The 25,496-nt window shown below is 74.9% G+C and carries 22 protein-coding genes; 7 read left to right on the forward strand and 15 right to left on the reverse strand.

The features are described 5' to 3' along the window. Positions 1-177: 177 nt before the first annotated feature. Positions 178-1,878, forward strand: coding sequence for a glycoside hydrolase family 16 protein (locus AC4OR8_RS14540; protein ID WP_492166273.1), 1,701 nt, complete (start codon positions 178-180; stop codon positions 1,876-1,878). 76 nt (positions 1,879-1,954) lie between these two features. On the opposite strand, the gene AC4OR8_RS14545 is transcribed toward AC4OR8_RS14540, so the two are convergent. Beyond that, positions 1,955-3,415: a lipopolysaccharide biosynthesis protein gene (locus AC4OR8_RS14545; protein ID WP_492166274.1), complete on the reverse strand. Its 1,461-nt coding sequence runs from the start codon at positions 3,413-3,415 to the stop codon at positions 1,955-1,957. Positions 3,416-3,733: 318 nt separating this feature from the next. On the opposite strand from AC4OR8_RS14545, the gene AC4OR8_RS14550 reads away from it, so the two are divergent. Further along, complete coding sequence (locus AC4OR8_RS14550) at positions 3,734-5,098, forward strand: hypothetical protein (RefSeq protein WP_492166275.1); 1,365 nt, start codon at positions 3,734-3,736, stop codon at positions 5,096-5,098. Next, positions 5,095-5,997 (forward strand): hypothetical protein, encoded by a 903-nt coding sequence (locus AC4OR8_RS14555; protein ID WP_492166276.1) that lies wholly within the window; start codon positions 5,095-5,097, stop codon positions 5,995-5,997. Before AC4OR8_RS14550 ends, AC4OR8_RS14555 begins: the two co-directional genes overlap by 4 nt. Before the next feature lie 108 nt (positions 5,998-6,105). Here AC4OR8_RS14555 and AC4OR8_RS14560 read toward each other — a convergent pair whose 3' ends face one another. Both AC4OR8_RS14560 and AC4OR8_RS14565 read right to left on the reverse strand, forming a co-directional pair. Then, positions 6,106-7,056, reverse strand: a complete 951-nt coding sequence (locus AC4OR8_RS14560) for a sulfotransferase family protein (protein ID WP_492166277.1) — start codon at positions 7,054-7,056, stop codon at positions 6,106-6,108. Further along, complete coding sequence (locus tag AC4OR8_RS14565; RefSeq protein WP_492166278.1) at positions 7,053-8,699, reverse strand: GumC domain-containing protein; 1,647 nt, start codon at positions 8,697-8,699, stop codon at positions 7,053-7,055. Before AC4OR8_RS14565 ends, AC4OR8_RS14560 begins: the two co-directional genes overlap by 4 nt. A 161-nt stretch (positions 8,700-8,860) precedes the next feature. Between AC4OR8_RS14565 and AC4OR8_RS14570 the strand changes: the two genes are divergently transcribed. Both AC4OR8_RS14570 and AC4OR8_RS14575 read left to right on the forward strand, forming a co-directional pair. Beyond that, the gene (locus AC4OR8_RS14570; protein WP_492166279.1) at positions 8,861-10,195 is read left to right on the forward strand and encodes an O-antigen ligase family protein; all 1,335 of its coding nucleotides are present in this window, start codon (positions 8,861-8,863) and stop codon (positions 10,193-10,195) included. Continuing rightward, entirely contained in the window at positions 10,192-11,103 is a 912-nt protein-coding gene (locus AC4OR8_RS14575) for a glycosyltransferase family 2 protein (protein ID WP_492166280.1), read from the forward strand. Before AC4OR8_RS14570 ends, AC4OR8_RS14575 begins: the two co-directional genes overlap by 4 nt. A 33-nt stretch (positions 11,104-11,136) precedes the next feature. Here AC4OR8_RS14575 and AC4OR8_RS14580 read toward each other — a convergent pair whose 3' ends face one another. The 9 genes from AC4OR8_RS14580 to AC4OR8_RS14620 all read right to left on the reverse strand — a co-directional run bounded on the left by AC4OR8_RS14580 (position 11,137) and on the right by AC4OR8_RS14620 (position 20,752). After that, positions 11,137-12,075, reverse strand: a complete 939-nt coding sequence (locus AC4OR8_RS14580) for a sulfotransferase domain-containing protein (RefSeq protein ID WP_492166281.1) — start codon at positions 12,073-12,075, stop codon at positions 11,137-11,139. Next, positions 12,072-15,200 (reverse strand): PKD domain-containing protein, encoded by a 3,129-nt coding sequence (locus AC4OR8_RS14585; RefSeq protein ID WP_492166282.1) that lies wholly within the window; start codon positions 15,198-15,200, stop codon positions 12,072-12,074. The genes AC4OR8_RS14580 and AC4OR8_RS14585 overlap by 4 nt, the downstream gene beginning before the upstream one ends. A gap of 75 nt (positions 15,201-15,275) precedes the next feature. Next, complete coding sequence (locus AC4OR8_RS14590; RefSeq protein WP_492166283.1) at positions 15,276-15,824, reverse strand: glycosyltransferase; 549 nt, start codon at positions 15,822-15,824, stop codon at positions 15,276-15,278. Next, positions 15,821-16,255 carry a UDP-N-acetylglucosamine--LPS N-acetylglucosamine transferase gene (locus AC4OR8_RS14595; protein WP_492166284.1) on the reverse strand — a complete coding sequence of 145 codons (435 nt, stop codon included), beginning with the start codon at positions 16,253-16,255 and terminating at the stop codon, positions 15,821-15,823. The genes AC4OR8_RS14590 and AC4OR8_RS14595 overlap by 4 nt, the downstream gene beginning before the upstream one ends. A 47-nt stretch (positions 16,256-16,302) precedes the next feature. Then, complete coding sequence (locus AC4OR8_RS14600; protein ID WP_492166285.1) at positions 16,303-17,847, reverse strand: sugar transferase; 1,545 nt, start codon at positions 17,845-17,847, stop codon at positions 16,303-16,305. 60 nt (positions 17,848-17,907) lie between these two features. Beyond that, positions 17,908-18,696, reverse strand: coding sequence for a helix-turn-helix transcriptional regulator (locus AC4OR8_RS14605; protein ID WP_492166286.1), 789 nt, complete (start codon positions 18,694-18,696; stop codon positions 17,908-17,910). A 159-nt stretch (positions 18,697-18,855) separates the two neighbouring features. Next, complete coding sequence (locus AC4OR8_RS14610) at positions 18,856-19,122, reverse strand: DUF4031 domain-containing protein (RefSeq protein WP_492166287.1); 267 nt, start codon at positions 19,120-19,122, stop codon at positions 18,856-18,858. Beyond that, positions 19,119-19,658: a hypothetical protein gene (locus tag AC4OR8_RS14615; RefSeq protein WP_492166288.1), complete on the reverse strand. Its 540-nt coding sequence runs from the start codon at positions 19,656-19,658 to the stop codon at positions 19,119-19,121. The genes AC4OR8_RS14610 and AC4OR8_RS14615 overlap by 4 nt, the downstream gene beginning before the upstream one ends. After that, the gene (locus AC4OR8_RS14620) at positions 19,655-20,752 is read right to left on the reverse strand and encodes a DNA polymerase domain-containing protein (RefSeq protein WP_492166289.1); all 1,098 of its coding nucleotides are present in this window, start codon (positions 20,750-20,752) and stop codon (positions 19,655-19,657) included. The genes AC4OR8_RS14615 and AC4OR8_RS14620 overlap by 4 nt, the downstream gene beginning before the upstream one ends. A gap of 70 nt (positions 20,753-20,822) precedes the next feature. On the opposite strand from AC4OR8_RS14620, the gene AC4OR8_RS14625 reads away from it, so the two are divergent. Then, complete coding sequence (locus AC4OR8_RS14625) at positions 20,823-22,100, forward strand: GNAT family N-acetyltransferase (RefSeq protein WP_492166290.1); 1,278 nt, start codon at positions 20,823-20,825, stop codon at positions 22,098-22,100. Between the two features lie 3 nt (positions 22,101-22,103). Here the strand turns inward: AC4OR8_RS14625 and AC4OR8_RS14630 are convergent, their stop codons facing one another. From AC4OR8_RS14630 to AC4OR8_RS14640, 3 genes are all read right to left on the reverse strand, one after another. Continuing rightward, positions 22,104-22,562, reverse strand: coding sequence for a hypothetical protein (locus AC4OR8_RS14630; protein WP_492166291.1), 459 nt, complete (start codon positions 22,560-22,562; stop codon positions 22,104-22,106). Further along, positions 22,562-23,788: a fatty acid desaturase family protein gene (locus AC4OR8_RS14635; protein WP_492166292.1), complete on the reverse strand. Its 1,227-nt coding sequence runs from the start codon at positions 23,786-23,788 to the stop codon at positions 22,562-22,564. Before AC4OR8_RS14635 ends, AC4OR8_RS14630 begins: the two co-directional genes overlap by 1 nt. A gap of 81 nt (positions 23,789-23,869) precedes the next feature. After that, positions 23,870-24,943 carry a ferredoxin reductase gene (locus AC4OR8_RS14640; protein ID WP_492166293.1) on the reverse strand — a complete coding sequence of 358 codons (1,074 nt, stop codon included), beginning with the start codon at positions 24,941-24,943 and terminating at the stop codon, positions 23,870-23,872. A 112-nt stretch (positions 24,944-25,055) separates the two neighbouring features. On the opposite strand from AC4OR8_RS14640, the gene msrB reads away from it, so the two are divergent. Then, the gene (gene msrB / locus AC4OR8_RS14645; protein WP_492166294.1) at positions 25,056-25,463 is read left to right on the forward strand and encodes a peptide-methionine (R)-S-oxide reductase MsrB; all 408 of its coding nucleotides are present in this window, start codon (positions 25,056-25,058) and stop codon (positions 25,461-25,463) included. The last annotated feature ends 33 nt before the right edge of the window (positions 25,464-25,496 follow it).

Consider the following 25,496-nt stretch of genomic DNA (forward strand, 5'->3'; position numbering starts at 1 on the left):
CCGCGACGTACCCCGATTTGGGGTTGTTAGCGTCGACGACGTCGTCGTGCGGGACGGCAGAAGCACCTGCCTGTCCGTCTTCAAGACCGCAGCACGGCACGGCCCTGCGAGGCCGTCTCGGGGCGCGCCGCGCCACGCCTCCGTCGTGCGCGGTCCCCCCAGGAGGAGATCCTCTACATGTTGTCCCCGACCCCCGGATTCCCGGGACGGACCGTCCGAGCCACCGTGGCCGTCGCCGCGGCGCTCGGACTGATGGCCGCCCCGGCCGTCGCCACCCCCACCCCCAGCACGCCCACCACCCCCCGTTCCACCACCACGAGCACGACCACGAGCACCACCACGAGCACCGCTGTGGCCGCCTCGGTCGAGCGGGTGCTGCAGGACCCGCGCATCGTGGAGTCCAGCGGACTCTCGCGGAGCACCTACCGGCGCCCCGCGCTGCTGACCCACAACGACAGCGGCGACAGCGCACGCGTCTTCGCCGTGCGCGCCGACGGGACGACCCGTGCGGTGCTGAACCTGCGCGGCACCACCGCCCACGACTGGGAGGACATGACCTCCGGGCCGGACCACCAGCTGTGGATCGGCGACATCGGCGACAACGGCCGCTCGCGCGACACCGTCGTCGTGCACCGCGTGAGCGAGCCCCGCGCGCTGACGTCCCGCAGCCTGGACCCCCAGTCCTTCCGGCTCGACTACCCCGACGGGTCCCACGACGCCGAGGCGCTCATGGTGCGCCCCAGCGACGGTCGCCTCTTCGTCATCACCAAGAGCAACAGCGGGGCCGGCATCTACCAGGCCCCCGCCACCCTGTCGACCAGCGGGGTCAACCGGCTCACCCGGGTCGCCAGCGCCCCGGCGGCGGTGACCTCCGCGAGCTTCTCGCGCGACGGGTCGTACTTCGTCCTCGGCACCTACACCGCGGCCTGGGGCTACCGCGGCCTGGCCGCTGACCCGGTCCGCATCGAGCTCCCCGCGCGCGACCAGGGCGAGTCCCTGACCGTCGACCGGAGGGGCACGGCGCTCCTGGCCGGCAGCGAGGGCACCCGGAGTGCGGTCCACCGCGTGCCCGTGCCTGCGGGCCTGGCCGGCAGCGGGGGCGGCTCCACGCCCGTCACCTCGCCCGCCACCCCCGGCACCGGCACCGCCGACCCGGCGCCCGGCACGCCGGCCGGCTGGCAGGTCGACCTCGTCGAGGACTTCGACGACCTCGACCGCGCCACGTGGAACGTGCGCGACCGCACCTACAACAGCAACGAGGACAGCTACCTGCTCGCCGCCAACACCAGCACCGCCTCGGGCGAGCTGCGCATCGAGGGCAGGAAGCAGAGCGCGGGCGGCCGTGCCTACACCTCGGGGTACGTCGACACCAACAGCAAGTACTCGCTGCCGAACTACTTCCGCGCCGAGGTCCGCGCGAAGGTGCCGATGGAGCAGGGCATGTGGGCCGCGCCGGTGTGGTTCCGCCCCGCCGACTACTCCGGTGGAGAGATCGACCTGATCGAGACCTACGGTCGCGACGAGGACGACCCGCTGATCCACCAGACCATCCACACCGACTACGGCTCGGCGCACCAGAAGAGCTCACGGGGCACGCGCTACGCCGCCGTCGGCGACGCCCCCGCGACGGCGTGGCACACCTACACCGTCGAGAAGACGCCCGGGAAGATCGTGATGTGGGTCGACGGCGTGCGCACCATGACCTGGTCCTCGGGCGACCCGGGCTGGTTCGACCGCTACTACGAGGCGGGCAAGCGGTGGAACATGCGCGTCAACATGCAGATCGGCGGCGACTGGGGCGGCCTGCCCGACGCCAGCACCGACTGGTCGAAGACCACGATGGTCGTGGACTACCTCCACACCTGGACCCGGAAGTGACCCGGAAGTGACCCGGGAGTGACCCGGGAGTGACCCGGGGCTGACCCCGGCACCACCCGCGGGCCCGGCCCGGCGCTCAGGCGTCGGGGCCGGGCCCGCGGCCACGTCCGCGTCCGCGTCCGGGCAGCAGGGCCCGCAGCTCGCCGGCGTGCAGGTGCTCCCGGTCGGCGACGACGTACGCCGCCAGCGCGAGGGCCACGACGACCGTGGCCACCACGAGCCCGGCCCCGCCCGTGCCGACGACGGCGGCGACCGCGAGGGCCGGTGCGAGCGCACAGCACGCCACGGCGAGCAGGCAGCGCAGCAGCGACCCCAGAGCCGGCGTGATCCCGGTGAAGCGGCGCACCTGCACCAGGGCGAGCACGGTGTCGAGCCAGGCCCCTGCCGCCCACGCGACCGCCGCACCCTCGACCCCCCACCACGGCACGAGGACGACGGTGCCGACCACGTTGACCACGAAGACGATGCTCTTGTCGATCGCCCCCCACCCGCTGCGCCCGGCCATCAGCAGCAGCGACTGCACGTTGCCGCCCACCAGCAGCCCGACGCCGCCGACGCACAGCACCACGACCACCGTGCGGCCCGAGGCGAAGTCCGGCCCGAGCAGGGCCAGGAAGGCCGGTGCGAACACGCCGAGCAGCACCTGGAACGGCGCGCCCACCAGCAGGATCCAGCTCGTCGTCACCGTGTAGAGCCCCCGGGCCTCGTCGGGTCGACCGGACGCGAGGTGGTGGCTGAAGCGCGGGGCGACGACGAGGCGCAGCGCCTGGAGCAGCGCCGTGCCGCCGCTGACGAACCGGGTGGCAGCGCCGTACAGGCCCGCTGCCGCCGGACCCGCCAGCACGCCGACCAGCAGGACGCCCAGCCAGACCACCGCGCTCTCGAGGGCGGCCGAGAAGGTGCGGGGCAGGGCGAAGCGCAGCACGCGGGCGTGCACCGTCGGGTCGGGGCGCCACCGCACCGGCGTGGCCGTGCCGCGCTCGAGGGCGACGAGCCGGCGGTGGAGCACCACGAGCGCGACGAGCGCGGCCGGAGCCAGCGGCGCGGCCCACGCCCACGCCGCGGCGACCGTCGACCCGCCGAGGACCGTGACCAGCCAGACGCCGAGGGGCCGCGCCGCCGGCACGGCCACGTTGCCCACCAGGACGTGCGGGAGCACGCTGCCCAGACCGCGGGTCGCCGCGAGCGCGACCATCGACACCGCGCCGAGCGGCACGGCCCACACGACCGCGTCGACCGCCGAGACGAGCGCGGCGTGCCCGCCCGACGTCCGCCCGGGCGCGGGGCGCAGCGCCCACCACAGCACAGGCACCGCCGCAGCGGCGACCGCCGACCACCCGACCAGCAGCAGGCAGGTGCTGCGCACCAGGACCGGTGACTCCACCCGCAGTCGCGGGACGATCCACACCGCGGTGGTGTCCATGCCGAAGCGTGAGACACCGAGAGCGATCATCGCGACGGCCACGGACTGCAGCACCACCCCCGACCCGGTCGCCCCCAGCTGCCGGGCGAGGACCACCACGAGCACGAAACCCATGGCCGTTCCCACCAGCGACCCCGCCAGGCTCACCACGCCCCCGCGGGCGGCCCCCCTCAGCTCACCGCCCAGGCCCCCGGTGGCCGGGGCCAGGGGCGCCGGCGCGTGCGTCGAGGGGCACGTCGGGCCGCCGGGCCGTGCCTCCACCGTCATCCGTCCTCCGCCCGCTCGTGCGCCCACCCTCCGGTGGCCGTGGGCGACGACACCGCGCTCCCCGCGGCCGGCACCCAAATTGGGTAGGTGGTCGCAAGACCGGCCCGGAGCGGGACACCGCGTGACCACCCTCGACGCACCACCCCCGCAACGAAGGCGGCCACCGTGACCGCACCACACCCGTCCCGGTCCTCGGGCGCCCTCGCCGAGCCCGTGGACGAGCCCGTGGACGAGCCCGTGGACGAGCCCGTGGACGAGCCCGTGGTCGTTCCCCACCTCCCCGAGGGCCCGGTGCGCCACCTCGTCGAGCAGCTGTGGGGACCCGACGTCGCCGCGGGTCGCGTGCACCTCGCCACCACCGGGGACGTCCGCTCCGGCTGGGGCGTCGCCGAGCGCTACCTGGTGGCGCCCACGCTGGGTCGCGCGAGCATGCTCCTGCCGCACGCCTCCCGCGCGGCGCTGACCGGCGCCCTGCTCAACCACCGCGGCCTGCGCCCCCGTCACGTCGCCCTCCAGCGGGCGGCGCTGGGGGCCCTCGCCCGCTCCGGGGTGCCGGTGCCGTTCCCCCGGCTGTGGGTGCAGGTCGCCGACGACCGGGCGGGCCGCGACCTTCCGCTGGCCCGCATCTCCCGCACCCTCGCCGCAGGGCCGCTGCACGCCTCCGTCGGGGTGCGCACCGGCGCCAACCGCAAGGCCACGCTGCAGCTGGTCGACGCCACGGGCGGCGCCCGCGGGTTCGCCAAGCTGGCCTGGAACGACGCCAGCGACGCGGGCGTGCGGCGCGAGACCGCGGCGCTGCTCGCCGGGCCGCACACCGGCCCCGTGCGGGTGCCGGACGTCCTGTCCCACGGCGACCTGGGCGGCCGGACGCACGTGGTGACCGCGCCGCTGCCGCCGCGGTGCCGCGGGCTGCGGGCAGGGGTGGCCGAGCCCAGCGTCCAGGAGCTGGCCACCCTGCTGCCGGTCGACCGCCGCGCACCGGTCGGGCAGACGCGCCACCTGCAGGAGCTGCGCCGCCGCCTCGAGGCGCTCCCGACCTCGCCGGAGACCGCCTCGATCGTGGCCGCCGCCCGCGAGGTGGTCGGCCTGCTCGCGGCCACGACGACGCGGCTGCCGGTCTCGACGCGGGTGCACGGCGACCTGACGCCGTGGAACTGCGCCCGCGACGCCGACGGCACGCTGTGGTGCTGGGACTGGGAGTCCAGCGAGCCCGACGCCCTGGCCGGGCTCGACGTCGTGCACTGGCAGGCCGCCGTGGGGCGTGAGCGCGGGGGGCGCCTGGACGGCGCCGGCCTGCTGCGGGCGCTCGACGGCGCCGCGCCCGCCCTGACCGCGTTCGGGCTGTCCCCCGCCGACCGGGCGGTCGTCGGCGCGCTCGCCGCGGTCGTCGTCGCGGAGCGCGCCTGCACGCTGCGCCTCGGCGACACCGACTGGGAGGCGGCGTGGGTGCTCCCGCACGAGCTGGTCGACCTCGTCGGCGCCGCCCGCCGCCTCGTGGTCGGGCACGCCACCGTCAGGGCGGGGCGATGAGGAACCCGGGCCTGCGCCGTCCGCGCCGGCGTGCGGCGCCGACCCGCCCGGCCGGCGTGCCGGCGCTGCTCCTCGGTGCGGCCGGTGCCGTCGGCGTGCTCGGCCTGACCGGGTGCGCCGCCGAGCTCGTGCGCCCCGCCGGTGCCGGCCCCGTCGAACCGGCGGCCGTCCCCGAGGCCGGCGAGGTGCCGCCCCACCCCGCGGTGCGCCTCGAGCCCGGCACCGGCGGGCGCGTCACCGACCAGCTGGGGTGGGCCGCCGTGCGGGTGGAGGTGCTGTCCGCGGACGGCGGCGACCTCCGGGTCGTCGACACCGGCGCGGCACCCCCGCGCAGCCGCGGCATCGACCTGCCCGACCTGCGTGAGGGCGAGCGCTATCCCCGTGCCGTGCTGGCCGCCACCCCCGCGGGCGCGGGACCCGACCCGCTCAACCCGCGCGGCCGCGACTTCGCGTGGGGCGCCGAGCTCCGCCTCGACGAACGCTCCGGCGGCACCCTCCTCGACAACGGTGACAACCTCGTGCAGCGCGGCCTGCACGGCCACGACGCGTTCTTCAAGGCCGAGCTCGACATGCGGCGCGCGAGCTGCACCGTCACGGGCGCCGACGGCACGGTCACGGTGCGCGCGCGCGAGCTCGTGCGGCCCGGCTGGTGGTACCACGTGCGCTGCACCCGCCAGGGCGACCAGCTGCTGGTGTCGGTCACCGAGACCTCACCGGACGGGGCCGTGCGCACCTACGCCAGCCACGCCGACGGCGACATCGGCGACGTGCGGTTCGCCGAGCGCACGACGGCGTTCACCGTCGGCGGGAAGGTGGGGGCCGACGGACGGATCATCCGCGACGCCACCGACCAGCTGAACGGCGTGGTGGCGCACGCCTACCTCGCCTACGTCGACTGACGACCCGTCGGGGCGGGTCCGTCCTCGGCCCGGTGCCGCGTCAGCCGGCCCGCCGCAGGAGGCAGGCCGCGGCCGACCGGGCCCGCTGCTCGAGGTGTGCCGGTGAGGTCACCGCGCACCCCTCACCGTGCTGGTCGCGGCGGCTCGCGGGCGGTCACCACCCCAGTGCATGGGCCTGCCGAGGAACGACTCCAGCGCGGCGTTGTGCGGCGCGTAGAACGCCGTGAGCTCCTCGCGCAGGTCGGGCGCCATCTCGTGGCGCGGCCGGCTGGAGTTGAACGGCCGGGTCTCGGCCAGGGCGACCGGCGGTAGCCCCAGGAAGCCGCAGACCTGCCCGACCACCTGCTGCACGTCGTCGTACATGTCCTCGCTGCGCAGCACCAGCAGCTGCTCGGAGGGGAACGCGTCCAGCCAGTTGCGCACCTGCGGGAGGTAGACCCCCCGGGCGCGGTAGGTGTACCAGTCGTGCGCGGTGCTGTGGTAGGTCGCGTCCGCGCGCATCCGCTCCAGCTCGCCGTCGGTGCGGTCGGCCTCGGCGGCGAGGGCGTCACGGAACGACAGCGGCTCGACGCCGTTCTCCACCCGCTCCTGGTGGTGCGACCACGCTCGCTCCACGGGGTCGCGCAGCAGCAGCACCGCGCGGGTCTCCGGGGCCAGCGCGCGCACGCGGCCCGCGATGCGCGGGTCCCACACGTAGTACGGCGACGCCTCGCCACCGACCGGGGCGTGACCCAGGCGTGCCTGCAGCGCGCGTCGGTAGGGCCGGGTGTGGAAGTGCGAGCGGTACCACCGGTCGCTGTGCTGCACCGGCCCGGCGAAGTGGTGGTCGGTGCTCTTCTTGCCGCGGTTCTGGGGGTAGAGCCCGAGGACTCCCGGGTGCTGCAGGAGGTAGTGGTGCAGCGAGGTGGTGCCGCCCCGCTTGGTCCCGATGACGAGGAAGTCGGGCACGGGTCGCAGCGGGCTGGTGGCCAGGCCGTAGGCGCGGGTGGCGACGTTCGCGGTGTCCTTGAGCCACCGCGGCGAGCGGTCCTTGGCGTCGGCGAGCACGGCGCGGCTCATGCCGGGTCCGTGGCCTGGGCGGGCGCGTGGTCCGGGGCCGTGCCGCGTGCGTGGGCGTGGACGTCGTGGCGTCGCGGCACCACGGGACGGCGCAGGAGGGCCCGCCCGCCCGTTCGCTCAGCGGGCCGGTCCACGGGCCGCTCCTCGGCCTGCTCGTCCGTGCGGGACGGGCGCCACGCCGGCCCAGGGCGGCCGTGCACGAGCACCGTGCCGAGCAGGTCGCCACCCACGGCGCGCAGGTCGTCGCAGGCGGCGCGCACGACGCTGGTGCGCACCCGGCGCTCGGGCACGACCAGGACGCAGGCGTCGCTGGACCGCCCCGCGGCCATCCGCAGGGACCGCCCCGCGGTGGCGGCCACCGCCACCACCAGCGGCCACGGCGACGCCCCGTCGTCGACCAGCAGCCGCTCGAGGTCCGCCAGGTGCTCGGCGCCGTCGCGCCGGTCGCGCAACCACGACACCCGCAGCCGTGGGTGGGTGGCGGAGCGCAGCAGCAGGAACCGGTCCGTCTCGCCCACGACCGTGAGGGCCAGCTGGTCCTCGAGGTGACGCACCGCGAGCCGCCCGGACCCGGCGAGCACCAGCCGCACCTCGTCGCCGCGGTCGCCCCGGTCGGCCAGCACGCACGCCAGGTCGGCGGCCACGGCGTACGGCGCGCCGGGGTGGCCGAGGTCGAGCACCGCGACGACCGGCGCCCCCGCCTGCGGCCGGCGTTCGAGCCGCTCCCACACGCTGCACAGGGCGTCGAGCTCGACGCCCCGGGCCGGCACCGGGAGCCGGGCCGGCGCCCTCGCGAGCAGCGGACGCGCGCCGGCCGCCTCCAGGTCGCCGGCATCGCGGAGGCGGCGGTCGAGGCCCTCGCGGACGAAGGCGGCGACCAGCCCGACCAGGAAGCCTCCGAGCAGCCCCACCGCGAGCACCATCCAGGGCTGCGGACTGACGAACGCCCCCACGTCCGCGGCCGTGGTCAGCACGGTCCCGCCGGTCGTGTCGATGTTGCCCACCGCGGACATCTGCACCAGCAGACCGTCGAGCTCGGCCTGCACCAGGGCGCGGTCGCTGCGCGACTGCACCGCCTCGGGGCTGCCGGGCCGGGACGCGGCCAGCTCCTCGTCGAGGCGCTGCAGGTCGTCGCGCAAGAGGTCGCGGCGCGTGGTGAGGCCTTCCTCCACGTTCTCCACGCGCTGGTCGGCCAGCGCCGTGCGGTACAGGAGGAACTGCCGCGCGATCTCGTCGGCACCGGCGACCGCCTCGTCCACACCGGCGGCGGTGTAGGAGAGCCGGAGCACCGTGGCATCGGGGAGCATCTGCGCGTCGAGGCCGGCGCGCAGCTCGCCCGCCGTCGGCCCGTCGAGGCGCTCGGCCGCCCGGCTGACCACGGTGGAGGAACGCGCGGTCTGGGTCTCGGTCTGGGCGTCGATCAGCCCCGAGGGCTGGCGGTCGATGTCGAACGGGTCCTGGGCGATGACGTTGAGGTTGACCAGCGTGGAGGCCGTCGCGGTGGCGGGTCGCAGCGCGAGGAAGGCCACCGCCGCGCCCGCCCCGAGCAGGGTCACCAGCACGACCACGGCCCACCGGCGCACCACGACGCGGAGGTAGCGGCCGGCGGCCAGGGGGTCGACGGCGGCATCGGAGACGGGCATGCGGGGCTCCAGTTCGTGGGCGGGGCACGGCGCGGCACCGGCCCGGTCATCCTCCGAGCCCGGGGTCCCCCGGCTCCCCTGCCGCTGCGGCGGTTCCCCCACATGGGGTATGTGGTCGACGGTGCGCCCCCGGGCCGAGGCCCGGCCTCCAGGGTGCGGGGGTGAGCAGCACCCTCCACCTCGCCCCCGAGGACGCGCCCGGCGTGCCGCGGCCCGGGCGGGCGGCGGTGCAGGACCTCCCGGCGTGGCCGGTCACCGTGCTGCTCACGGGTCTGCCGGTGTGGTGGGCGCTCGGGGTGCTCGACGTGGTGCTGGTGCCCTTCGCCGTCGTCATGCTCGCCTTCCTCGGGCGCTGCGACGGCGTCCGGGCACCGCGGGGCTTCGGGGTGTGGCTGCTCTTCCTGGCGTGGTCGGCGGCCTCCGCCGTGATGCTCGTCTCCGCCGGTGACGCAGTGGGTTTCGCCTACCGGCTGTCGATCTACCTCGGCTCCACCGTGCTGTTCCTGTACGTGCACAACGCCCGCACCCGGCTCACCGCCCGCCGCATGGGCGCCTGCCTGACCGTGTGGTGGGTCGTCACCGTCGTCGGTGGCTACCTCGCCCTGCTGCTGCCCGACACGGTGGTGCACACCCCGATGAGCCTGGTGCTCCCCCAGGGCCTGCTGGCCAACGACCTGGTGCACCACATGGTGGTGCGCCGGCTCACCCAGTACAACCCGGAGTCGTTCCTGCAGGTCGCCCCCCGCCCGAGCGCGCCGTTCCTCTACACCAACAACTGGGGCAACGTGTACTCCCTCCTGCTGCCGTTCGTGGTGGCACACCTCGCGCTGCTGCGCGGGGACCGGTGGCGTCGCCGAGCGCTGCTCCTGCTGCTGCCGCTCTCCGCGGTGCCGGCCCTGCTCACCCTCAACCGCGGCATGGTCCTCGGGGTCGCGGTGGCGATCGCCTACGTCGGGCTGCGCGCGGCGTTGGCCGGCCGCTGGCGCACCGTGGCGGCCCTGCTGGCGGCGGTCGCCGTGGCGACGGCGCTGTTCCAGGCCCTCCCGGTGCAGGAGCGCCAGGACGACCGGCTCAGCGACTCGGCTGCCGCCACCAGCACCGACACCCGGGCCCGCCTGTACAGCGAGGCGGTGGCGCTCGTGCCTTCCTCACCCGTGCTGGGCCACGCCGTGCCGCAGGACGGCCTCGACCCCGACGCGGTGCCGGTGGGCACCCAGGGACAGGTCTGGATGGTGCTCGTCGCCCACGGCCCGGTCGCCACGGCGTGCTTCGTCGGCTGGTTCCTGATCGCCCTCGGCGGGTGCCTGCGGCGCCTCGACCCGACAGGCCTGGCCTGCAGCACGGCGCTGCTCGTCGGCACCCTCGAGCTCCTCTACTACGGCGTGCTGCCCTACGGGCTGCCGCTGATGATGGTCGCCGCCGCCCTCGGCCTGCGCGACCCCGATCCGCAGCCCCCCGACCCCGTCCCCACCCGTCGCCTCGAGGAGCACGCATGAGCAGCCCCCTGGTCTCCGTCGTCATCGCCACCCGCGACCGTCCCGAGATGGTGCGCGACGCCATCGGGTCGGTGCTGGCCCAGGACTACGACGGCCCCGTCGAGGTGGTGGTGGTCGCCGACCAGTGCGAGCCCGACCGCCGCCTGGTCCTGACCGGCGCGCTGCGATCGGTGCGGGTCGTGCGCAACGACCGGCGCGCCGGCCTGGCCGGCGCACGCAACTGCGGCATCACGGGGTCCGGCGGCGCCTACGTCGCCTTCTGCGACGACGACGACTGGTGGCTGCCCACCAAGCTGACCCGCCAGGTCGAGGCGCTGGAGGCCGAGCCCGGTGCGGTGCTGTGCACCACCGGCATCCTCGTCGAGCACGACGGCCGCCGGCACCCGCGCGCGCTGGAGCGCGACCGCATCGCCTTCGCCGACCTGCTCGCCGACCGCCACACCGAGCTGCACCCCTCGACCTTCTTGGCCCGCCGCTCCCGTCTGCTCGACGTCGGGCTGGTCGAGGAGGAGGTGCCGGGTGGGTTCGGCGAGGACTACGAGCTGTTGCTGCGGTGCTCGCGCGCGCACCCCGTGGTCAACGTCCCCGAGCCGCTCGCCGTGGTGCGCTGGGGCACCCAGTCCTACTTCTTCCGCCGCTGGGAGACCATGGCCGCCGGGCTGTCCTGGCTGCTGCGTCGCTACCCGGAGTTCGAGACCTCGGCGCGCGGCTCCGCACGCGTGCACGGCCAGATCGCCTTCGCCGAGGCTGCGATGGGCCACCGGCGGGCCGCGGTCGGCTGGGCCGGTCGGGCGTTGCGGCGGAACCCCCGCGAGCCCAGGGCGCTCCTGGCGATGGCCGTCGCCTCCCACGCCGTCGGTCCCGACCGGGTCATGGAGGCCCTGCACCGCCGGGGTCGCGGCATCTGAGCCGTCCGTGGCCACCGGCCGCGCGCAGCCGGCTCACCCGCCGCCGACCGGGCCCGCCACGTCGCCGACGTCTGCCGAGCCGGCGACGTCGGCGACGAGCCCGAGCGCGCGCAGGCGCTCCTGGTCGGGGGCGTACAGCTCCTCGAGCCGCGCCCGCAGCTGCGGCGGCAGCGCCGGCGGCCGGCCCGTGTCGAGGCGCGCCAGCACGACGCGGTCGAGCCCGACCACCCCGGTGTTCCACCACCGACCGACCGGACCGGCCCGGCGCGGCTCGCGCACCCCGCCGTCGGCGCTGTAGCGGTGCGTCACCCGGTTCTTCGTGCGCAGCAGCCGCAGCCGGGCGGGGTGGTAGACGCCCTTGTTGGCCACCCTCTCGACCGTGGGCGCGAACGCCGGGTCGACGCCGAGGAACTCGAAGGTGTGCCGCACGACCTGCCGGGGGCGGCTCACCAGCTGGCGCTGGTCGAGCACCAGCAGGCGCTCGGGGTCCACGTGCTGCAGCCACCGCTCGAGGTGGTCGGCGTAGCGGCCGTAGCCGAGCACCTCCCAGGCCCGTGGGTGCTCGACCTCGAGGTCGCCGTCGAGCAGGCGGGTGAAGGCCTCCTCGACCGGGAGGAGGGGGAGGAACCCGTGACGCACGTGGTGGTAGTAGCCGGACACCGCCCGCGCCACGGGGTCGCGCAGCACCACCAGCAGCCGGGCGTCGGGGAGGTGGCGCTGCACCCGCGCCGGCACCTCCGGGCGGGCCAGGTAGTCGGGCCGCTTGATCCCGCGCAGCAGGTGGGGTCGACCCGTGAAGAGGCCGGGCAGCGCGGCGACCGCGGCGTCGCTGTGGAAGGGGTCCTCGAAGACCCGCACCTCCCCCGTCGCGACCTCGACCCCCGGGTGCTGGGCCACCATGTCCTGCAGGTACGTCGAGGCCGACTTCTGGGCGCCGATGACCAGGAAGCCCGGCATCCCGCCTGGGGTCACGACGTCGCCGTGAGCCGGGCGAGGAGGTCGAACCCCATGTCGCGGGTGGAGCGGTGGTTGAGGTGGGTCTCGGCCGCGACCACGTTGACACCGTCGCGCAGCAGGGACACCGGCACCTCGATGCGGACCGGGCTGGCCGCTGCGGTGGTGCTGTTTCGCGCGGGTCCGGCGTACGTCCTGGAGGTCACGGCCCCGGCCGGCATGTTCGAGCGCCCGACCTCGGTGCCGTTGACGTGGACCACCACCCCGTCGTCGGCCACCGTCTCGAGCACGAGCGACGTGACGGCGGAGGCGTCGGGCACGGTGAACGACCGGCGGAAGTACGCCGCCAGCGGCCGTTCGGCCGCGGTGGCGAAGGTGTCGACGTCGGTGCCGAGCGGCACCGTGGTGCCGAAGCCGAGCGACGCCGGTCCCTCGCTCCACGCCGACGCGTCGAAGTCCGTCGTGCGCCAGGTCGTCGGCGGCTCCCCGGCTTCGTAGCGCCAACGCCAGCTCGACCCGCGCGCCACGACCGTCGTCGTCGTGGGCTCGGAGGGCGTCGTCGACACGCTCACCGAGGCCGTGGTGCGGGCCGTGAGACCGTCGTCGTCGGTCACGGTCAGCGTGACGGGGTAGGTGCCGGGGGCCGGGAACGTGTGGGTGGTCGTCGACCCGGTGCCGGTGGCCCCGTCGTGGCCGAAGTCCCAGGCCCAGCCGCTGACCGTGCCGTCGGCGTCGGTGGAGCCGCGCCCGTCGAAGGAGGCGGTCAGGCCCGCCGTGGTCCTGGTGAACCGGGCCGTCGGGGCCTGGGGGGCCGGTCCCGCCGTCGCCCCGGCCACACCGGAGGCCCACAGCCGGCTCACCTGGTCGGCCGCTAGGGCGTGGGGGAAGGTCGCGACCTCGTCGATGCTGCCGGTCAGGTGCTCGGTCAGCGGCCACTTCTGGTCGTAGTAGTTGCGCCCGAAGACGGCCTGCTCGTTGGTCAGGTCGGTGTAGCCGACCCGCTGGTAGGCGTTCGTGAGCCCGCCCGCGGTGCCCTCGTAGGTGCCGAGCAGCCTGCCGTCGACGTAGAGCGAGGCGACGGTGCCGCTCCAGGTCGCGACCACCTGGTGCCAGCGGCCGTCGTTGAAGGTGAGGCCCTGCTGGCGCACGTTGTTCAGGCGTGGGCCGAGCGGGTCGGGGCTGCCGGCGCGCGGCGGCTGGTGCACCGAGAAGACCACGTTGCCGTTGTTGTCCATGGTGACCGCGCGGTCTGACAAGGTGCCCACGCCGGTCTTGGCGTCGGTGACGGCCAGCAGGGAGCCGCCCGTGGTGGAGGTGCTGCGGAACCACGCCGACTGGGTGAAGCCGGCGCTCAGGTCGAGGCTGTCGCGGGAGGTGAGGTGGCCGGTCGTGCCGTCGAGGGCCACGGCGCCGTCGCCGGCCAGGGCGCCGGCCGTGCTCGAGACACCCCCGACCTTCTCCCCGGGACGGGCACCGCTGGTCGAGGAGTCGGCCAGGGTCGTGCCCTGGTCACCGAGGCGCCAGTAGAGGTCGGCGCCCATCGAGCGCACCAGGTCGCGGTACGCCGGCGGCGCACTGGTGCGGACGGTGGCGGTGGTCGTCGTCGAGCTCGCGCTGGTGCGGGCGCCGTCGGTGACCACGACGCGGTAGCCGTAGGAGGCGCCGGGCGTGAGCCCGGTGTCGTCGTAGCGCAGGGTGGGCCGGCTCCAGGGGTAGGACTCCGCGGTCACGGTGTGGATGACCGTGTTGCCGCGGTAGAGCCGGTAGGTCAGCGTCCCGCTGTCGCGGTCGTAGGTGGCGGGCCAGATGACCGTCGTCCCGCCCACGGTGTTGGACTGCACCGTCGGCGCCTCGGGTCGGTTCGGCGCGGCGCCGTTGCCCGGCGCGTAGCGGGCCAGGCCCTGCTGGCCGGCGTTGTCGACCCGGGTGAAGTCGCCGCCGACGAACAGCTGCCTGCCGTCGGTGGCCAGCACGTGGGGGCCGACCGGGTTGGAGCCGGTGCCGACGTTGGTGTTCGGCGACCAGTGCACGAACGAGCCGTCGTCGACGTCCTGCCCGACCAGGCGCCACCAGATGAACGAGTCGCGGGAGGTGCCGCCGACGTAGCCGCCGCGGGCGTCGCCCTGGGTGAAGGCGCAGTCGTGCTGGTGGGAGGCCTTGTAGAGGACGCCGCCGACCACGGCGAGCCCGAGCGAGGCGCCCAGGCAGGTGCTGTTCCAGAGCAGGCTCCCGTCGCTGACGCGGGCGGCGTAGGTGCCCTCGTAGCAGCCGGGCGGGTCGCCCTCGGCGGTGACGTAGGCGGTGCTGCCCACCGCGATGATGTCGGTGACCCGCGCCGCGCAGTTGATGTTGATCGGCTGGTCGGTGTTGGCCTGCCACGACTGCAGCGCGCCCGTGGTGGGGCTGACCGAGGCCATCGCGCCCGTCGTCGTGCCGTTGACGGTCGAGAAGTTGCCCCCCACCAGCACCCGGCTGCCGTCGGGGGTGACCTCCACGGTGTAGCCGCGGGCGTCGAGGTCGGCGACGAAGCCGGTGCGCAACGCGCCGGTGGTGGCGTCCACCGCAGCGAAGTGGGGCTTGGCCGCGCCGCGGATCGTGGTGAAGTCGCCCGTGACGTAGACCGTGGTGGAGCTCGCGTCGACGCCGACGACCCCGGCGTTGGCGTTGGCCGTGAAGCCGGTGTCGAGCCGGCCGCTGGGGAGGTCGATGGCGGCGAGCCGACCGCGCGCCACCCCGTTGACCGTGGTGAAGCGACCCACGACGTACATCGTGGTGCCATCGGGGGAGATCGCCAGGTCGTCGACCTGCCCGTTCAACGTGACGTTGAAGCCGGCCACCAGCGCACCCGTGCCGGCGTCGAAGGCGGCGAGGTAGGTGCGGGTGACCTCGTTGGTGCCGGCCGCCGCGCCCGGTGGCCGGACCCGGGTGAACGCTCCACCGGCGTAGACCACGCCCCCCGACACCGCGAGGGCGTCGACGGTGTTGTTGGTCTGCCACATCGGCGACGTCGTGCCGCTCAGCGCCTGGTCGCCCGCGGCGGCCGCTGCGGGCGGCGCCGTCAGGGTGAGGGCCGCGAGCAGCGGCAGGGCCAGCAGGGCGGTGGTCGCGCTCGCGAGGAGCCGCCGGGTCCGGGTGGTCGTCATGGCAGGGAACCTTTCAACGCCGCGTGGGGCGGGGAGTCGGGCAGGCGGAGGGCTACCCACAACCGGGTAGCGGGCTCAGGAGCGGCGCGGACGCCCACGGCGTCCGCGCGGCGCGTGGGAGGCCACCAGGGCGTCGAGCTCGTCGACGAGGCGCAGGCGCGCCAGCTCGGCGGCGTCGTCGCGCCGCGCCGTGCCGGCGCCGTGGGCCGCCGGGTGCGCCAGCTCCCGGCCGACCACGTCGCACAGGTCGTCGGGGCCGACGACGCTGCGGACGACGCCGGCGAGGGCCACCAGGCGCGCGAAGCGCAGCTGGTGGCCGTCGACGTGCTCGCCCAACGCGGGGTCGCGCGGCACGCAGACCGGCACGTGACCGGCGTCGCGGGCGTCCATGATCGTGCCGGGGCCGCCGTGGCAGACCACGAGGGCCGCCTGGTCGACGAGGTCGACCAGGTCGTCGTGGGCGAGGTAGGGGCGCCCCTCGGCGACCAGCGGCGGACGGCTGGTGCCGTGCTGCACCACGACCCGCGCCTGCGGGTGGTGCACCGCGACGGCGTCGAGCCAGTCGACGAGCCGGTCGAACCGGTGGTGGTCGGTGCCGACCAGGGCCAGGACCAGGGCGCTCACAGCAGCGGTCCGACCAGGTGGGCGTCGGGGTAGAACGCGAGCTGGTCCTCCCACTGCACGATGCGGCGGGTGGTGAAGGGGCCGCACAGCCGACCGGTGACGGTGGGGCTGTCGACGCGGTCGTAGACCTCGATGAAGACCGTCGGCACCCGCATCAGCCAGGCCACGACGAAGAACGGCACGGCGACCCCGGCCCCGGCGCTGACCACGATGGCCGGACGCTCGCGGCGCACGACGCGCCAGGCCAGCAGCGCGTTGCGGGCCAGGTTGCCCAGGTCGCGGGTGGTCGGTGAGTACGACGTGACGACCCGCTCCTCCGCGAGCCGGTCGCGCACGTCGGGGGTGTCGGGGCACACCCACACCCGCTGGCGCGACCCCCACCACCCGCGCAGCACCAGCAGCTGGGCCAGGTGACCCCCCTGGGTGCTCACCAGCAGCACCGGGCGCTCCCCGACGACACGCGCCGCCGCGGTGCGCATCAGTACGCCCCGCGCCGGGAGGCGACGGCGCGCACGGTCGCCGCACAGATCGCGAGGTCGCGGCCGAGGGTGATGTTGTCGGTGTAGCCGACGTCGAGCGCCACCGACTCCTCCCAGCCCAGGTCGGAGCGACCGCTGACCTGCCACGACCCGGTGAGCCCGGGGCGCACGCACAACCGGCGCCGCGCCCGCTCGTCGTACGTCGCGACCTCGCAGGGCAGCGCCGGTCGTGGTCCGACCAGCGACATCTCGCCACGCAGCACGTTGACCAGCTGGGGCAGCTCGTCGAGGGAGGTGGTGCGCAGGACGCGGCCGGTCCGGGTGACCCGGGGGTCGTGGGCGAGCTTGAACAGCACCGCGTTGCCCCGGTCGCCGGTCGGGCCGGGCAGCTCACGGTCGGCGCCGACCGTCATGGTGCGCAGCTTGTACATCGTGAAGGTCCGTCCCCCCCTGCCGACGCGCACCTGGCGGAACACCGCCGGTCCCGGGGTGTCCAGGCGCACCGCGGCGACCAGGGCCAGCAGGAGCGGTGCGAGCACGAGGAGCAGCAGCGCGGCACCGGCACGGTCGAGGGCGGCCTTGACCCAGCGCACGCCGGCCGGGGGGCGGCTCGGCCGCACGTCGGCGACGACCAGGCCGGCGAGGTGGCCCAGGCGCAGCCGGTGGGGGGCGACGGGGTCGAGGCCGGTGCTCAGGGCCACCCGGACGTCGACGTCCTCGAGGGCCCAGCAGAGCCGGTCGAGGGCCGGGGCTGACAGCCCGGGCAGCACGACCACGGCGCCGACCTGCCAGTGGGCGACGGCTGCCGCGACGGCCTCCCGGCCGGCGTCCCCCGGACCCACCTCGACCAGGGGGACGCCGCAGTCGACGTCGAGGAGGGTGTCGCCGTCCGGGACGGGCACGACCAGCGCACCCACGACGAGCAGGTCGGTGCGGCTGCGCACCCGGTCGACGTGGGCCTGCACGACCCGGCTGTCGCCGGCGACCGCGACCCGCGGTGCGGGGCAGGGGCGCCGGTGGGCCAGCAGGGCGGCGAGCACGAGCGTCGACAGGCCCACGGTCACGACGGTCTGCAGCACCAGCGCCTGCTCCCACCCGTCGATCGCCCCGACCACCGCCACCGCGAGCACCGGGACGCTCATCGGCACCACCAGCGCCCGCAGGTCGGTGGCGTGGCGGCGCAGCACCGGCCCGGCGAGCCAGGCCGTGGCAGCCACCCACAGCAGGAGGTCGGCCACGACCAGCCAGGCGGGCGCCTGCACCAGGACGGCACCGACGGCGCCACAGGCGGGAGCGGCGGCGAGACCCAACGGCACCGGCGTACGCCGGACCAGCCGGCGTCGGGTGGCCCGGGTGGCCCGGACCCCGCCGCGCAGTGCCACCGCCGCGGTCTCCACCGCCTCGACGACGACCTCGCCCACGACGTCACCCACGCCGGCGATCTCGCTCACCACGTCGCTGACCCGGTCACCGACGGCGTCGCCCACGCCCACGATGTCGCCCACGATCTCGCCCAGCGTCTCGTCCGTGACTGTTGTGCTCACCCTTGGCTCCTGACCTCCGGGAGCGGCCCCGTGACACGGGTCCGCGCGCTGCTCGTGGGGTCAGAGGCTGACGTCGCCCGACGGGGGCACCCCGGGCACGCCGGAGGCTTTACTGAAAAGTGGTGAGCCCTCCGGCCCGGGCCCCGCGACCTCCTCGAGCACCGCGGAGTACGCCGCCACCGCCGCCAGCTGGGAGTTGACGTCGAGCTTGCGCAGCACCTGGCGGACCTGCGACTGCACGGTCGCCTCCGACACGCCGAGCTGCACGGCGATGCTCGCCAGCGAGTCGCCGGCGTACAGCAGGCCGATGACCCGGAGCTCGCGTGGGCCCAGCGACCTCATCCGCCCGACCAGCAGCCGCTGCTCGGCCAGCACGGCGTGCCAGGAGTGCCGCAGGACCTGACGCTCGTCGGCCGACATCACCGGGTCGCCGGCGGCGGCGCACCGCAGCGCGGTGACGACCTCGTCGAGGCTGGTGGTCTCGGGCAGCACGCTCTCGACACCGACGTCGACCAGGGCGCCCCAGCGTGGCCCGCGGGGTGCCGGGGTCAGCACCGTCCAGGGCGCGGGCACCGAGGCGACCACGTGGGCCACCTCCCCGAGGCGCTCCGCCGGCTCGAGGTGGCACAGGAGCAGCCCGGCCCGCACCTCACCGGCGTCGCCCGTGCCGGGACCGGCGACCCGTCCGGGGCCGACGGTGGGGTCGACGTGGCTCGGCCACGCCAGCACCCGCACGTCGAGGCCGCGGCCGATGAGCGCAGCGCCCACCGACTCCGCGACCAGCATGTGGTCGGAGGTGATGCCGATGACCACCGGGTCGCGCCGAGCGCCCTGCCGAGTCGTGTCCACACCGCACGTCCTCCGCCACCCCGGCCCGTCTGCGAGCACTCACCTGTCGCCGTCATCGTGGGCGCGACCGGGCCGTGCGTGGCGCTCACGCGCCCGACGTCCCCTTCCTTGGGGACGGCGGCTCCAGCGCGTCCCGCGGCGGGGGACGGCGCGGCCGCCTCAGCCGCGCCGACGCTTCTCGGTGGTGCGCAGCCCGGCGGCCCGCAGCCGCGCCACGAGCTCGCGACTGCTGACCGGCGTGGCGCCGGCGGCCACGACCGCGTCGTACCAGTGCGACGGCACGTCGTAGTGGTCGCGGTCGAAGCCGCGCTCGGTGAACCCCTGGGCGCGGGCGAAGGCGTGCAGCTCGTCGTACGACGTGTCGCTGGCGAGGTGGGACCACAGCCGGCCGTGGCCCGCGGCGTTGGGCGGGTCGATGAGGATCACGGCGCCGCCTGCGGGGCCGGGTCGACCGGGCGGTCGGCGGGCTGGTCGGCGGCCTGGTCGGTCCGTCGTCGCGACGACGACCGGGCCAGCAGGCCCACCAGCAGGAACGCCACGGCGAGCGCACCCATGACGGCCGCGGCCACCCCGAGCGCCCGGGCCCGGTCGTCGTCGAGGACCGCGAGCACGACGTAGAGCACCGCGACCACCGCGAGCGAGGCGGCCGCGGTGCGCTGCTGGCGCCACAGCAGGTCGAGGGCCACCGCCTTGCGCTCCTCCTCGGGCAGGGCGTCGAGGCCGGCGTGCGCGGGCGGCAGGCCCCGCGCGGCCCGCACCACGCGCGTCGTGCTGGTGACCACCGCACCGAGGGGCAGCAGCATGCCGAGGACCAGCCCCTGCACGGTGGACGCCGCGGCGACCACCGCCACGGCGCCCGCTGCGCCCCAGACCACGAGGACCACGCTGAGGGGCACCGACCACCGCCGCAGCGGCGCGACGAGGCGCTGCACCGGGTCGTCGGCGGGATCCCAACGGCTCATCCGTCGACCCGGTTGCCCGCGTCGTCCCAGTGGGAGGCCACCTTCTTCGACGGCTGCACCCGCGGCGGCTCGCCGGGCATCTTGGGGTGGTCGGGCGGGTAGTTCAGCTCGCCCCCGGGCAGCTCCTCCCACAGGTCGAGCAGCGGCTGCAGGGAGTGGGGGGTGTCGTCGATGCCGGCCCACGGGTCGCCGTCGGCGAGCCGGTCGGGCACGGTGAACAGGTTGAGCTCGCGGGGGTCGCGCAGCTCGGCCAGCTCGGCCCACGAGAGCGGCGTGGAGACCGGGGCGCCCGGCTGGGGGCGCAGGGAGTAGGCCGAGGCGATGGTGCGGTCGCGGCAGTTCTGGTTGTAGTCGACGAAGATCCGCTCGCCGCGCTCCTCCTTCCACCAGGCAGTGGTGACGCCCGGGTCGCGGCGCTCCAGCGCTCGCCCGAAGCCGATGGCGGCGTGGCGCACGTCGACGAAGTCCCACTCGGGACGGATGCGCACGTAGACGTGGATGCCGCGGTTGCCGGAGGTCTTGGGGTAGCCCACCAGGCCCAGCTCGCGCAGCAGCTCGTCGGCCACGCCGGCCACGCGCACGGCGTCGGCGAAGGTGGTGCCGGGCTGCGGGTCGAGGTCGATGCGCAGCTCGTCGGGATGGTCCTGCCAGGTGTCGGACGCGGGGTCGCGGCGCACCGGCCACGGGTGGAAGGTGATCGTGCCCATGTGGGCGCACCACACCGGCACGGCGATCTCGGTGGGGCAGATCTCGTCGGCGGTGCGCCCGGAGGGGAACGTGATGCGGGCGGTCTCCAGGTAGTCGGGAGCGCCCTTCGGCACCCGCTTCTGGTAGAACGCGTCGGCGTCCTTGTCCTGCGGGCCGGTGGCCAGGCGCATGCCGGGTCGCACGCCCGACGTCCAGCGCTCCAGCGCCGTGGGGCGCCCTCGCAGCGCCCGCATCAGGCCCTCGTCGACGGAGGCGACGTACTGCGCCACCATCAGCTTGGTGACCTCGGGCGTGCGGTCGGTGGCCTCGTAGACGACCCGCTCGGGGCTGGAGACGCGCACGACGCGACCACCCGCCTCCACCTCGGCCGCGCTCGCCTTCGCCATGGCGCCACCGTAGTGGAGCGCCCGACGAAACCGGTCGAGCCGCGGGACGGCGGCGCCGTACGTTGGGGCGGTGACCTCCCCCCAGCACGACGACCTCGCCTTCGACCTCCTCGACGTGCACGCCACCGACGACGCCGAGCAGGCCCGGCTTCGGGCCTACGCCGACGCCTGGAGCCGCGGCTTCCACGAGGGCGGTCTCGACGACGACAAGTACGCCCGCTGGCTCGCCGGCACCCGCGCCGACGGCGCCGTGCTGCGCGCCGCCTGGCCGCGCGACCGGGTGGTGGCCGGCACCCCCGCCCCGGTCGGCACGTTCACCAGCTGGGAGCAGTCGGTCAACGTCGGTGGCGGCCGGCAGCTGCCGCTGCACATGATCACCGACGTCACCGTGTCGCCCACCCACCGCCGCCGCGGCGTGCTGCGTCGGCTGATGGGCGACGACCTCGCCGACGCCGCCGCGCGCGGGCTGCCGCTCGCAGCGCTGACGGTCTCGGAGGGCGGCATCTACGGCCGCTACGGCTTCGGGGTGGCCACCCGCCGGCGCACCGTCGACGTCGACGTCACCGCCCGCTTCGGCCTGCGCCACCTCGACGACGACGGCAGCCTCGAGGTGGTCGGCCTCGCCGACGGCTTCGCGACCTGCCGGGCGGTGTGGGAGCAGGTGCTGGCCACCACCCGCGGCCAGGTGGCCCGCCCCGCGCTGCACGAGGTCGCGGAGACCGGCACCTACGACTGGGAGACCGGCACGCCCGACCGCGCCTCGCAGGTGGTCGTGCACCTCGACGCCGCCGGCACCCCCGACGGCTACGCGCGCTACCGGGTGAAGGAGGAGAAGGGCGGCGTGGTGGCGGTGCGCGACCTGCAGGCGCTGACCACCTCGGCCTACCTGCGCCTGTGGCGCTTCCTCGCCGACATCGACCTCACCGCGACGGCGCGCGCCGTGCTGCCGCTCGACGACGTGCTAGACGCCGCCGTCACCGACCCCCGCGTCGTCGCCACCACCGAGGTGCGCGACGTCCTGTGGCTCCGCGTGCTCGACCCCGTGGCCGCCCTCGAGGCGCGGCCGTGGCGCGCCGACGCGACCGTGGTGGTGGAGATCGACGACGCCCTCGGCCACGCCGCCGGCCGTTTCCGGGTCACCACCCGCGACGGGCGCGCCGACGTGGCGCGCACCGAGGAGGCGCCCGGCGTCCGCCTCGACGTGGAGACGCTCGGTGCGCTGTACCTCGGTGACCGCACCGTGACCACGCTCGCCGCCGCCGGGCGGGTCACCGGGCCCGACGTGGCCGTGCTCGCCGCGATGGCCGACCACGCCGGGCCCACGCCGTGGTGCTCTACGGGCTTCTAGACCTCAGCTCGCGTGGGTCTCGCTGAGCAGCGCGTTGGGCTGGAACGTCGGGCGCCGGTCGAGGTCCTCCTTGGCGGGCCGCACGAACTCGAAGCTCGCCGTGGTCACCAGCACCCACGACACCACGTCGTCCTGGCCCAGCACGGGCTCGGTGACCCCGTCGTACGCCGTGAGGAGACCCTGCGCGCACTCGACGTGCGACGGGGGGAAGTGGAACGCGTTGCGCCCCTGCTCCACCTCGCTGCCCACGAACGCGATCGGGCGGCCGAGGCCGGCGCCGCAGACGCCGCACACCCGGCTCAGGGCGCACTGGGTCACCCGGCGTCCGTCGAGCTGCCGAGCCGACGCGGCGCCGGCGACGCGCCCGTCGTACCCGTCGGAGGTGCCGCAGGCGAAGGGCACCGGGACGCCGAGGCCGGCGTCGACCGGGAGGTCGGCGAAGGCCCGAGGAGCAGGATCCATCAGTCGTGGCTCCTCTCCTGCGGGCTGCGGGTCCAGGCACCCAGCTCGGAACGACGCGGCTGGCGCTCGGCGTCGGAGCGCCGACGGCGGTCGCGCGCGGGCTCGTTCGCGGTGTCGGGGCGCTCCGGCGGGGCCGGGTCGTCGCTCGAGGTCATCCCGTTGGGCAGCGACAGCTTCATGATCGTGCGCAGCACCTGGGCGTACTGACGGTGCAGCGGGCCGATCGTGTAGGGGATGTCGTACTTGTCGCACAGCGCGCGCACCTTCACCGAGATGTCGGCGTAGCGGTTGCTGGGCAGGTCGGGGAAGAGGTGGTGCTCGATCTGGAAGCCCAGGTTGCCCGACATGATGTGGAGCAGGTCGCCGCCCCCGAAGTTGGCCGAGCCCAGCATCTGGCGCAGGTACCACTCGGCGCGGGTCTCGTCCTCGAGCTCCTCCTCGGTGAAGTGCAGCGCACCGTCGGGGAAGTGGCCGCAGAAGATGATCATGTACGACCACAGGTTGCGCGCGAGGTTGGCGCTGACGTTGGCCGACAGCGTCGACTTCCAGTTCTTGCCCGCCAGCGCGGGGTAGACCACGTAGTCCTTGAGGATCTGGTTGCGGCCCTTGCGCCCGATCTGGCGCAGCTGCCGCTTCATCTCCTTGGGGTCCTTCTCGCCCTTGCGGATGCGCTCCAGGTCGAGGTCGTGCAGGGCCACGCCCCACTGGAAGAGCCCGGCGAGCAGCGCGTTGTAGACCGGCTGGCCGAGGTAGACGGGGTGCCACTTCTGCTCGCGGGCCATCCGCAGGATGCCGTAGCCGATGTCGTTGTCGTGGCCGAGCACGTTGGTGAACTGGTGGTGGATGTAGTTGTGCGAGTGCTTCCACTGCTCGGCCGGCTGCGCGGTGTCCCACTCCCAGTTGGAGGAGTGGATCTCCGGGTCGTTCATCCAGTCCCACTGGCCGTGCATGACGTTGTGGCCGATCTCCATGTTCTCCAGGATCTTGGCCACGCCGAGCATCGCGGCGCCGGCGGCCCAGGCCGGCTTGCGGTTCGAGGCGAACAGCGTCAGCCGGCCGGCGGCGGCCAGGCCGCGCTGGACCCGGATGATCCGGTTGATGTACGCCGCGTCGTTCGCGCCGCGCGACTCCTCGACGTCGGCGCGGATCGCGTCGAGCTCCCGGCCGAGCTGCTCCACCTCCTCCTCGCTGAGGTGGGTGTACTCCTTCACGTCCGCGATGGCCATGGGTCTCCCTGTTGTGGCGTGTGTCGGTGGGTGCTGCTGGGTGGTCGTGCTGGGTGGTCGTGCTGGGGGTGGTGCTGCGGGTCAGATGTCGAGGGTGCAGTCGCCGACGGCGGCGGTCACGCAGGTCTGCACGGGCTCGTTGGGCTGGCCGAACTCGTCGCCGTTGCGCAGGTCGCGGACGGTGCCGGAGACCAGCGTGACGGTGCAGGTGTGGCAGATGCCCATCCGGCAGCCGTACGGCATGCCGACCCCGGCCTGCTCACCGGCCTCGAGCACCGTCGTGGCGCCGTCGACGTCCACGGACTTGCCGGAGTTGCGGAAGGTGAGCGTGCCGCCCTCGCCGCCGTCGCCGCCGAGCTGCAGCGAGAACCGCTCGAGGTGCAGCCGCTCCTCGACGCCGCGGGCCTCCCAGTGCTCCTCGGCGGCGTCGAGCATGGGACCGGGCCCGCAGGCCCAGGTCTCGCGCTCGCGCCAATCGGGGCACACGCGGTCGAGGTCGGCGAGGTCGAGCATGCCGTCGTCGTCGGTGTGCAGCCGGTGCAGCGTGAGGCCGTCGTGCTTCTCGTCGAGCGCCGACAGCTCGTCGCGGAAGATCATCCGCTCCGCCGTGGGCGAGGAGTAGTGCATGACGACGTCGGGCATGGTGCCGCGGCGGTCGAGGGTGCGCAGCATCGCCATCACCGGGGTCACGCCGCTGCCGGCCACCAGGAACAGCAGCTTGGCCGGCGGCGGGTCGGGCAGCACGAAGTCACCCTCGGGCAGCGCCAGGCGCACGATCGTGCCGGGCTCGAGACCGTTCACCAGGTGCGAGGAGAGCAGCCCCTCGGGCATGGCGCGCACGGTGATCGAGATGGTGCGCCGGCTGCGCAGCGGCGCCGAGCTCACGGAGTAGGAGCGCCACTGGAACTTGCCGTCCACCCGCACGCCGATGCCGACGTACTGACCGGGCTTGTGGTCGTAGCGCCACCCCCAGCCGGGCCGGATCACCAGTGTGGCGGCGTCCTCGGTCTCGGGCACGACCTCCTCCACGCGCCCGCGCAGCTCGCGCGAGCTCCAGAGGGGGTTGACCAGCGAGAGGTAGTCGTCCGGGTGCAACGGGGTGGTCAGCTTCGAGCCCGCCTTGCGGACCCGCTCCCACGGGATCGTCCCTGCCATCAGCCCAGTGAACAGATGTTCTCCGAGTACGTCAACGGTTCGCGGGGGTGAACCCGCGGTGGACGGGGGTGAGACGACGGGTCGGTGACCCGCGCCGACGTAGGCTTCCACCATGACCTACTCCGTGGAGAAGTCCGACGCCGAGTGGCGCGAGCAGCTGTCCCCCGCCGAGTACGCCGTGCTGCGCAAGGCCGGCACCGAGCGGGCGTTCACCGGCGCGTACAACGACACCGAGACCACGGGCGTGTACCGCTGCAAGGCGTGCGAGGCCACGCTGTTCGAGTCCGACACCAAGTTCCACTCCGGGTGCGGCTGGCCGTCGTTCTACCAGCCGATCAGCGACACCATCGAGTACATCGAGGACACCACGATGGGCATGAAGCGCGTCGAGGTGCGCTGCGCGAGCTGCGGCTCCCACCTCGGCCACGTCTTCCCCGACGGCTACGGCACCCCCACCGGTGACCGCTACTGCATCAACTCCGTCAGCCTCACGCTGGAGGAGAGGCCCGCCGGGGCCTGACCTCCCACCATCGCGCGGCGAGCACCCACTAGG

The organism is Nocardioides sp. FY1077, assembly GCF_058681775.1.

What these genes read in the sequence shown, in the direction of transcription:
- AC4OR8_RS14565 (WP_492166278.1), bottom strand. Translation starts at nt 8,699, where the DNA reads ATGCCCGTCTCCGATGCCGCCGTCGACCCCCTGGCCGCCGGCCGCTAC.
- AC4OR8_RS14615 (WP_492166288.1), bottom strand. Translation starts at nt 19,658, where the DNA reads ATGAGCCGTTGGGATCCCGCCGACGACCCGGTGCAGCGCCTCGTCGCG.
- msrB (WP_492166294.1), top strand. Translation starts at nt 25,056, where the DNA reads ATGACCTACTCCGTGGAGAAGTCCGACGCCGAGTGGCGCGAGCAGCTG.
- AC4OR8_RS14545 (WP_492166274.1), bottom strand. Translation starts at nt 3,415, where the DNA reads ATGGGTTTCGTGCTCGTGGTGGTCCTCGCCCGGCAGCTGGGGGCGACC.
- AC4OR8_RS14640 (WP_492166293.1), bottom strand. Translation starts at nt 24,943, where the DNA reads ATGGCAGGGACGATCCCGTGGGAGCGGGTCCGCAAGGCGGGCTCGAAG.
- AC4OR8_RS14575 (WP_492166280.1), top strand. Translation starts at nt 10,192, where the DNA reads ATGAGCAGCCCCCTGGTCTCCGTCGTCATCGCCACCCGCGACCGTCCC.
- AC4OR8_RS14585 (WP_492166282.1), bottom strand. Translation starts at nt 15,200, where the DNA reads ATGACGACCACCCGGACCCGGCGGCTCCTCGCGAGCGCGACCACCGCC.
- AC4OR8_RS14635 (WP_492166292.1), bottom strand. Translation starts at nt 23,788, where the DNA reads ATGGCCATCGCGGACGTGAAGGAGTACACCCACCTCAGCGAGGAGGAG.
- AC4OR8_RS14630 (WP_492166291.1), bottom strand. Translation starts at nt 22,562, where the DNA reads ATGGATCCTGCTCCTCGGGCCTTCGCCGACCTCCCGGTCGACGCCGGC.
- AC4OR8_RS14560 (WP_492166277.1), bottom strand. Translation starts at nt 7,056, where the DNA reads ATGAGCCGCGCCGTGCTCGCCGACGCCAAGGACCGCTCGCCGCGGTGG.
- AC4OR8_RS14620 (WP_492166289.1), bottom strand. Translation starts at nt 20,752, where the DNA reads ATGGCGAAGGCGAGCGCGGCCGAGGTGGAGGCGGGTGGTCGCGTCGTG.
- AC4OR8_RS14555 (WP_492166276.1), top strand. Translation starts at nt 5,095, where the DNA reads ATGAGGAACCCGGGCCTGCGCCGTCCGCGCCGGCGTGCGGCGCCGACC.
- AC4OR8_RS14540 (WP_492166273.1), top strand. Translation starts at nt 178, where the DNA reads ATGTTGTCCCCGACCCCCGGATTCCCGGGACGGACCGTCCGAGCCACC.